Origin of the sequence: Pedobacter sp., assembly GCF_035317785.1 — a bacterium.
Taxonomy (GTDB): Bacteria; Bacteroidota; Bacteroidia; order Sphingobacteriales; family Sphingobacteriaceae; genus Pedobacter.
The window spans coordinates 1-6340 of the sequence record NZ_DATHGC010000224.1 but is presented as its reverse complement, the minus strand read 5'-3'; the positions used below and the strand labels follow the sequence as shown (position 1 = coordinate 6340).

The following is a 6340-nucleotide window of genomic DNA, read 5'->3' as shown; positions in this document are numbered from 1 at the left end:
TTTCCGGTATAGCCGTACCAGCCCATCCGGTAGTTTTTGATGCCGAGTGAGGCAGCGGTTTTCAAAATAACTGCTGTATGTGGTTCGTCTGCAGTTTTAATGTCGGTGGTGATGGTGTAGACCTGCAGCCCGGCATTTCTGATGGCATCTATTGCTTTGGGCAGGTCGGTGGTTACGCTTTCGGGCTGTACATGGCCATCTTTTCTTACGGTGAGATCGACACCGTCATATCCCAATTGCGCAGCGAGGGTGGCCATATCTTTATAATTGAGCCAATGGAGGTGTTTGGAAAATATGCTGATGCTGATCTTATCTGCGGCACCGGTCAGTTCATTGGTGCCGGGTAGTCCGCCTGTTTCTGACATTTCAGATGCGTTTAATCCGATTGTTCCAAGCGGTATGGCTGCTGCTGCGATGGCTGAGCTCCTGATGAATTGCTTACGTGTGATGTTTGCCTTCATAATGTTCTTTTTTTGGTATCCCTGAAGTTTAACTGCCCCAGGCGGTGATCATCAGATCTCTTTCTCCACCGCGGTTGCGGTGCTCGCAGAGGTAAATGCCCTGCCACATCCCCAGGGCCAGCCGGCCATGATTGATGGGGATTGTGACCGAACAGCCCAGCAAGGAAGCCTTTAAATGCGCTGGCATGTCATCTGCGCCTTCATAATCGTGTTCGTAATCCGGGTCGTTCTCTTTGACTGTCTTATTGAAATACATTTCAAAATCTGTTCGTACTGTTGGGTCTGCGTTTTCATTGATGGTCAGGGAAGCAGAGGTATGCTGGATGAAAACCTGGCAGATACCGGTTTGAAGTTCTCCAATTTCGGGTATTGCCCGCCTGACTTCATCTGTTATTAAATGAAAGCCTCTTCTTCTTTCTCTTAGCGTCAATGCTTTCTGAAATATTTTCATCGGGATGTCTTGATTCGTGGTTTAAGTTAAGGAGTGCTGTATCACAAGGTATGAAAAAAGCGAGTTTTTATCTACATAAAGCCCTTTAAATTCCACACAATTTGGCAATAATTCCCCAGTTGTCAATTGTGGAAATATGCCCGTTAGGCTTTGTAGCCTAATTAAAGGACGATAACCGCGGTTATCCCGGTTTGGTACAAAAGGTGCAATACCTTATGCAATCAACCTGAATAAAATTGGAGCGTTTAGATGTTTCGATGGAGAAAATAATACCCGAACGTGATGACGGAATTAAGAAAATCAATACACATGGCTGAGGCCATAAAAAATGTGCTTAGGGAACGCCATATGAGCAAATCTGAGTTTGCTTCTATGATGGGACGGGATGTTGCCGTGGTTAAGGAATGGCTTAGCGGAACGTATCGCTTTAACCTGCCCACGTTATTGGAGATCAGTGTAAAACTCGAACTTATTTAACTAAGAATTTATTTAACTAAATTAGTTGCTTCTAAATTCATTTTATGAAACGACTTTTTGCCTTGATTCTTTTTGGGTGTTTTGTATTGCCGTTATCTGCGCAACAGACACAAAAACCTGTATTGCATGGGAGCAACTGGATGGCCATTACGGGCAAGCCTTTGGCTGCTACGGCCGGAGCTATGATCTTCCAGAAAAAGGGGAATGCGGTAGATGCTGCCTGCGCGATGCTGGCTGCTGCCTGTACGATGTGGGACACGCTAAGCTGGGGCGGGGAGACGCAGGTGCTCATCTACAATCCAAAGACGAAGAAAGTCATTGCGATCAATGCTATGGGCTTTGCGCCGACAGGTGCGACACCGGAATTCTTCAAAAATAAAGGGTATAATTTTCCGCCTGAATATGGTCCGCTTGCGGCCACTACGCCGGGTACGCCTGGCGGGCTGATCTATATGCTGGCCAATTATGGGACCTTGAGCCTGGAGCAGGTTTTGGAACCGGCCATGCAGATGGCGACCGGATATCCTATAGAGACTCAGGCGGCCAATATCATAGAGCGCTATAAGCCGATGATCAAAGAATGGCCGTACAGCAGGAAAGTTTTTCTTCCGCATTCGCCCGTAACAGTTGAAGGGAGTAAAAAAACTGCTGTTTCACAGCGTGAGGCACCTGAGGCCGGGGAGATCTTTGTGCAAAAAGACTTGCTGGAAACACTGCGTAAGCTGGTGGAAGCGGAACGGAATGCCCTGAAGCTGGGGAAAAACCGTAAGGATGCCATGATGGCGGCCTACGACCGGTTTTATAAAGGGGACATTGCCCGGGAATTCGTCAGGGGATGTCAGGAGCAGGGCGGCCTGATCACGATGCAGGACCTGGCCAAATGGAAGCCTGTGGAGGAAGAGCCGCTGATGGTCAATTATAAGGGTATTGAGGTTTATAAGCTGCAGCAGTGGACACAAGGGCCTGTAATGCTGCAGGCGTTGAATATCCTGGAGAACTTTGACCTGAAGGCTATGGGCTATAACAGTACAAAATACATCCATACGCTGTACCAGGCCATGAACCTGGCTTTCGCTGACCGTGATTTTTATTATGGCGACTCTTATTTGCCGCCTGCTGAACCTATAAAAGGTCTGCTGAGCAAGGAGTATGCAAAGCAAAGGGCGGGACTGATCCAGTATGCAAAGAACGATGCGAACATTGGTCCCGGCAATCCGTATCCTTTTGAGGGGAAAACAAATCCATACCTGGATTTATTGAAACAAAGGGGCTACGAACTGGATACTTCAAAAAGGAATTTTGCGCCTAAGCATGATATGGGCAACAATAGTACTCCTGAGCTGTACCAGGACAGGATGTGGAGGGGGACTACTTCTGTGGAGGCGGCAGACAAAGAGGGCTGGGTGGTTTCCATCACGCCAAGCGGCGGCTGGCTTCCTGCCTGTATTGCGGGCAAAACAGGGATTGGGATGAGCCAGCGGATGCAGAGCTTTGTGCTGGATTCTGCTTTAAATCCTTTTAATGTGGTCGCGCCGGGCAAACGGCCGAGAGTTACTTTGTCGCCATCTCTTGCTATGAAAGACGGTAAACCTTTCCTGGCTTCGGCTGTGCAGGGCGGCGATACGCAGGACCAGAACCTATTGCAGTTCTTTCTCAATGTGGCGGAATTCGGGATGAATGTGCAGCAGGCATCGGAAGCGGCAAATATCAATACCAACCAGCTTTGGCTATCGCTGGGCGGTACAAAACTGACTGACCGTGAGCCTAAACCCGGGCAGATCTTATTGCACGACAGTACTCCTGAGACAGTGCGCAGCGACCTGAAGAAAATGGGTTATACGCTCAGCTTTGACGACAGGACCAGCGGGCCCATCAATGCAATTTACTTTGACTGGAAGCACGGCAGTCTTTGGGGCGGCTCGAGCAATCACGGTGAGGATTATGGTATCGGTTGGTAAGGTTCGCTGAGCGGTAAGGTAAAGTAAAATGTGGAACCGATACCGCTCTGGCTTTCTACCCAGAGCCTGCCATTGTGGTGCTGTACAATCTCGGCGCTGAGATACAGGCCTATGCCAAAGCCGGATATGTGTTCTGTGTGTTTGGTTTCGATACGGTAAAAACGATTGAAAAGCTTGTCCATATCCTGGGATTTGATGCCCATGCCTTCGTCTTTAATGCTAAACCTCACCTGATCTTCCTGCAGTTCACAAGTAATGGTAATGTTTTTCCCTTTAGGGGAGTATTTGATGGCATTGCTCAGCAGGTTGGAGACCACAGCGCCGATCTTATTCTGATCGGCATGGATCACAATGGGTTTGCAGGACGAAAATTCGATGTGATGGCTTGTCGTGGTGATTTGTGTTTCTTCAATGATGGTCCTGACCAATTGCTCTATGTCAAAATACTGCTTGTCCAGGTGGATCTTTCCGGCTTCCAGTCTGGATAGGTTTAAAAATCCATTGATCATAGCAGTCATCCTTTTGATCTGCTGGTTTACTTTATCCAAAGCATTGCCCATGAAATCATCCTCAAGTTTCATTGCTTTTTTCATCAGGAGCTGGACGTAAGCATTAATGGAGGTCAGAGGGGTTTTGAGTTCATGAGAAACCATCCCAATGAAATCATTCTTGCGCAGCTCATCTGATTTTTGCTCGGTGATGTCCAGAACTGCGCCAACCAGTCTCACTGCCTTGTCATTTCCGTCAAAGTAAGCTTTACCTTTGGCACGTACCCAGCGTATTTTCTCATCTTCTACACCTATGGTACGGTATTCCACATCGTAGTCGCCATTGCTTACAGCTCTGTTGAGGGTATGGTCTATCGCTTCGCGGATGCGGTCCCGGTCATCGGGATGCAGACCGCCTATAAAGTCTTTTTCATAGGTTACGGTATCGTGGTGTGTGATTCCGAAAAGCGCACGGCAGCGGGCATTCCAGTCCATCTTCCTGTTTTCCAGGTCCAGGTCGAAGGTGCCGAGTTCTGCGGCCAGGAGTGCTGATTGCAGGGTATCCTGGGCTTTTTCCAGGTCATATTTGGTGAGTATAATGTCTGTCACCTCAAAAACAAAAACCAGTATACCATCTACCTCATTGTTTATGCTGTGCCTGGTCTGATAAATAAAATTGAAATAACGGTCTTCTACAGGGCCGTTGGCGTGACGGGCCAGGGGAACGTAAAGTGCATTGCCTTCAAAGGTTTTGTCATTGTTATAAACATCCTGCAGAAGTCCCCAAATGCGCTGTCCTTCCAGTTCAGGGAGTGCGTCCATGAGCGGCTTGCAGAGGAGTTCGCGTCCCGGAAAAAGCTCCTGGTAAGAGGGATTGATCATTTCAAATACCATGTCCGGCCCGCTGAGGATGCAGATTCCTGCCGGAGCCTCCATAAAAAAGCGTTTCAACCGGTCATATTGACGCTCAGCCTCCGCTTTTGCAATGGCCACTAATCTTTGCGATTCCTGTATGGTCTCCAGTGTTTTGATCTTATTGGTGGTCTCATTGCAGATCACCAGTACACCACCCGGTTTTCCGCTTTCATCGTTTACCCTGCTGTAGCTGAAGGTCCAGTATACATCTTCGAGCTGACCATTGCGGTAGATTGGAATGAGCTGGTCTTCGCTCCAGGTCGATTCGCCGCCTGCCATTACCTGGTCTATCAATGGTTTGATGACCGGCCATATTTCGGGCCAGCATGCTTCGCCTTTTTGTCCTAGTGCCAGGGGATGTTTTCCATCATTGCCAAGGCTGGGCCGGTAGGCGTCATTGTAGAACTGGATCAGCTCGGTGCCCCACCACAGGAACATGGGAAACCTGGAATTGAGTAAAATGCTGATCGTTGTCAGCAGGCTTTGCGGCCATTGGTCAGGATTGCCTAAAACTGTTGCAGACCAGTCGAACCGGCGCGTAAGTTCTCCCATTTCGCCTCCGCCCTGCAGATACTGGTGGTAAGGGACGGCAGCAGGGTCAGTTTGTGGCATTGGAAATCCTTTTTTCCCTGGAATAGGTTATAGAAGCTTCGATCATTTTTTTAAAGACTTCCATGTTGATGTCTTTAAGTTTTTTGACATAGATACATCCGCCGCCGATTTTATGTTTTCCAAAATCACTAAGCAGTTCTTCTCTGTGGGGGAATTTGGATTCCAAATACAAAGTAATGGCATTTTTTCTCGGCGAGAAGCCGAGCAGGGGTGCATCACCTTCGTGCCCGCTCTCGTATTTATAATGGTAACTTCCAAAGCCTATTATAGCCGGCCCCCACATTTTTGCTTCCAGACCGGTCACCTCAGTCATGAGTTCTGCAACCCTCAGGCAATCAATCCGTTTTGTTTCGTCTTCTACGGTATTGATGAAATCGGTGACATTTGCTGTCGTTTCAAAAGTTTTATTTTTTGCCATGTTCTAATTTACAAATATCGTGCTTCATTACAAAGGAGACCGCAAAATAATGGCTTACAATAAATATTGCGCTGAAAACCAGCGGACAAAATCAGAACAAAAGGACAGCCAAGGGTGTTGTAACTAGGTATCAATTGAAATACCATATGACAGAACGACATACCTACCAAACAGGTATAATAGGAAACTGTGCATACATTGCACATGTAAATAAGAACACAAATATCGATTGGCTTTGCTGGCCACGATTTGACAGCAGTTTTGTTTTCGGGGGATTACTGGACGATGATAATGGTGGTGAGTTTTCCATTCGTCCGCATGGCGAATTTACTTCACGTCAGTATTATCTGGAGAACACCAATATTATGGTGACTGAGGTGTCCAATCCGGAAGGGAAGTACCGCATTACAGATCTTGCGCCACGCTTTTATCATCATGAAAGGTACTTTAAGCCGCTGATGCTGATCCGGAAAATTGAGCCGCTGGAAGGCAATCCGAGGGTGCGGGTTAAATGTAAGCCGGTATGCAACTACGGTGCGGTGAAGCAAAAAGGGCACCGG

6 protein-coding genes and 1 pseudogene are annotated in these 6340 nt (G+C 47.7%); 3 read left to right on the top strand and 4 right to left on the bottom strand.

Annotated features, from left to right (window positions below; translation table 11 throughout):
* A pseudogene (locus VK541_RS13595) lies at window positions 1-461 on the bottom strand (hypothetical protein); the annotation flags it as partial.
* 28 nt (window positions 462-489) lie between these two features.
* Window positions 490-912: a secondary thiamine-phosphate synthase enzyme YjbQ gene (locus tag VK541_RS13590; RefSeq protein WP_324370875.1), complete on the bottom strand. Its 423-nt coding sequence runs from the start codon at window positions 910-912 to the stop codon at window positions 490-492.
* 282 nt (window positions 913-1194) lie between these two features.
* Between VK541_RS13590 and VK541_RS13585 the strand changes: the two genes are divergently transcribed.
* Both VK541_RS13585 and VK541_RS13580 read left to right on the top strand, forming a co-directional pair.
* Window positions 1195-1389, top strand: coding sequence for a helix-turn-helix domain-containing protein (locus VK541_RS13585; RefSeq protein ID WP_324370874.1), 195 nt, complete (start codon window positions 1195-1197; stop codon window positions 1387-1389).
* 44 nt (window positions 1390-1433) lie between these two features.
* Window positions 1434-3347 (top strand): gamma-glutamyltransferase family protein, encoded by a 1914-nt coding sequence (locus VK541_RS13580; RefSeq protein WP_324370873.1) that lies wholly within the window; start codon window positions 1434-1436, stop codon window positions 3345-3347.
* On the opposite strand, the gene VK541_RS13575 is transcribed toward VK541_RS13580, so the two are convergent.
* Together VK541_RS13575 and VK541_RS13570 are read right to left on the bottom strand one after the other, a co-directional pair.
* Complete coding sequence (locus VK541_RS13575; protein ID WP_324370872.1) at window positions 3329-5362, bottom strand: ATP-binding protein; 2034 nt, start codon at window positions 5360-5362, stop codon at window positions 3329-3331. The two genes, VK541_RS13580 and VK541_RS13575, sit on opposite strands and share 19 nt — an antisense overlap.
* Window positions 5349-5780, bottom strand: coding sequence for a DUF1801 domain-containing protein (locus VK541_RS13570; protein ID WP_324370871.1), 432 nt, complete (start codon window positions 5778-5780; stop codon window positions 5349-5351). Before VK541_RS13570 ends, VK541_RS13575 begins: the two co-directional genes overlap by 14 nt.
* Window positions 5781-5926: 146 nt before the next feature.
* Between VK541_RS13570 and VK541_RS13565 the strand changes: the two genes are divergently transcribed.
* The coding region (locus VK541_RS13565; protein WP_324370870.1) for a trehalase-like domain-containing protein at window positions 5927-6340 on the top strand (414 nt) is incomplete at its 3' end.

What these genes read in the sequence shown, in the direction of transcription:
- VK541_RS13585 (WP_324370874.1), top strand. Translation starts at nt 1,195, where the DNA reads ATGACGGAATTAAGAAAATCAATACACATGGCTGAGGCCATAAAAAAT.
- VK541_RS13570 (WP_324370871.1), bottom strand. Translation starts at nt 5,780, where the DNA reads ATGGCAAAAAATAAAACTTTTGAAACGACAGCAAATGTCACCGATTTC.
- VK541_RS13580 (WP_324370873.1), top strand. Translation starts at nt 1,434, where the DNA reads ATGAAACGACTTTTTGCCTTGATTCTTTTTGGGTGTTTTGTATTGCCG.
- VK541_RS13590 (WP_324370875.1), bottom strand. Translation starts at nt 912, where the DNA reads ATGAAAATATTTCAGAAAGCATTGACGCTAAGAGAAAGAAGAAGAGGC.
- VK541_RS13575 (WP_324370872.1), bottom strand. Translation starts at nt 5,362, where the DNA reads ATGCCACAAACTGACCCTGCTGCCGTCCCTTACCACCAGTATCTGCAG.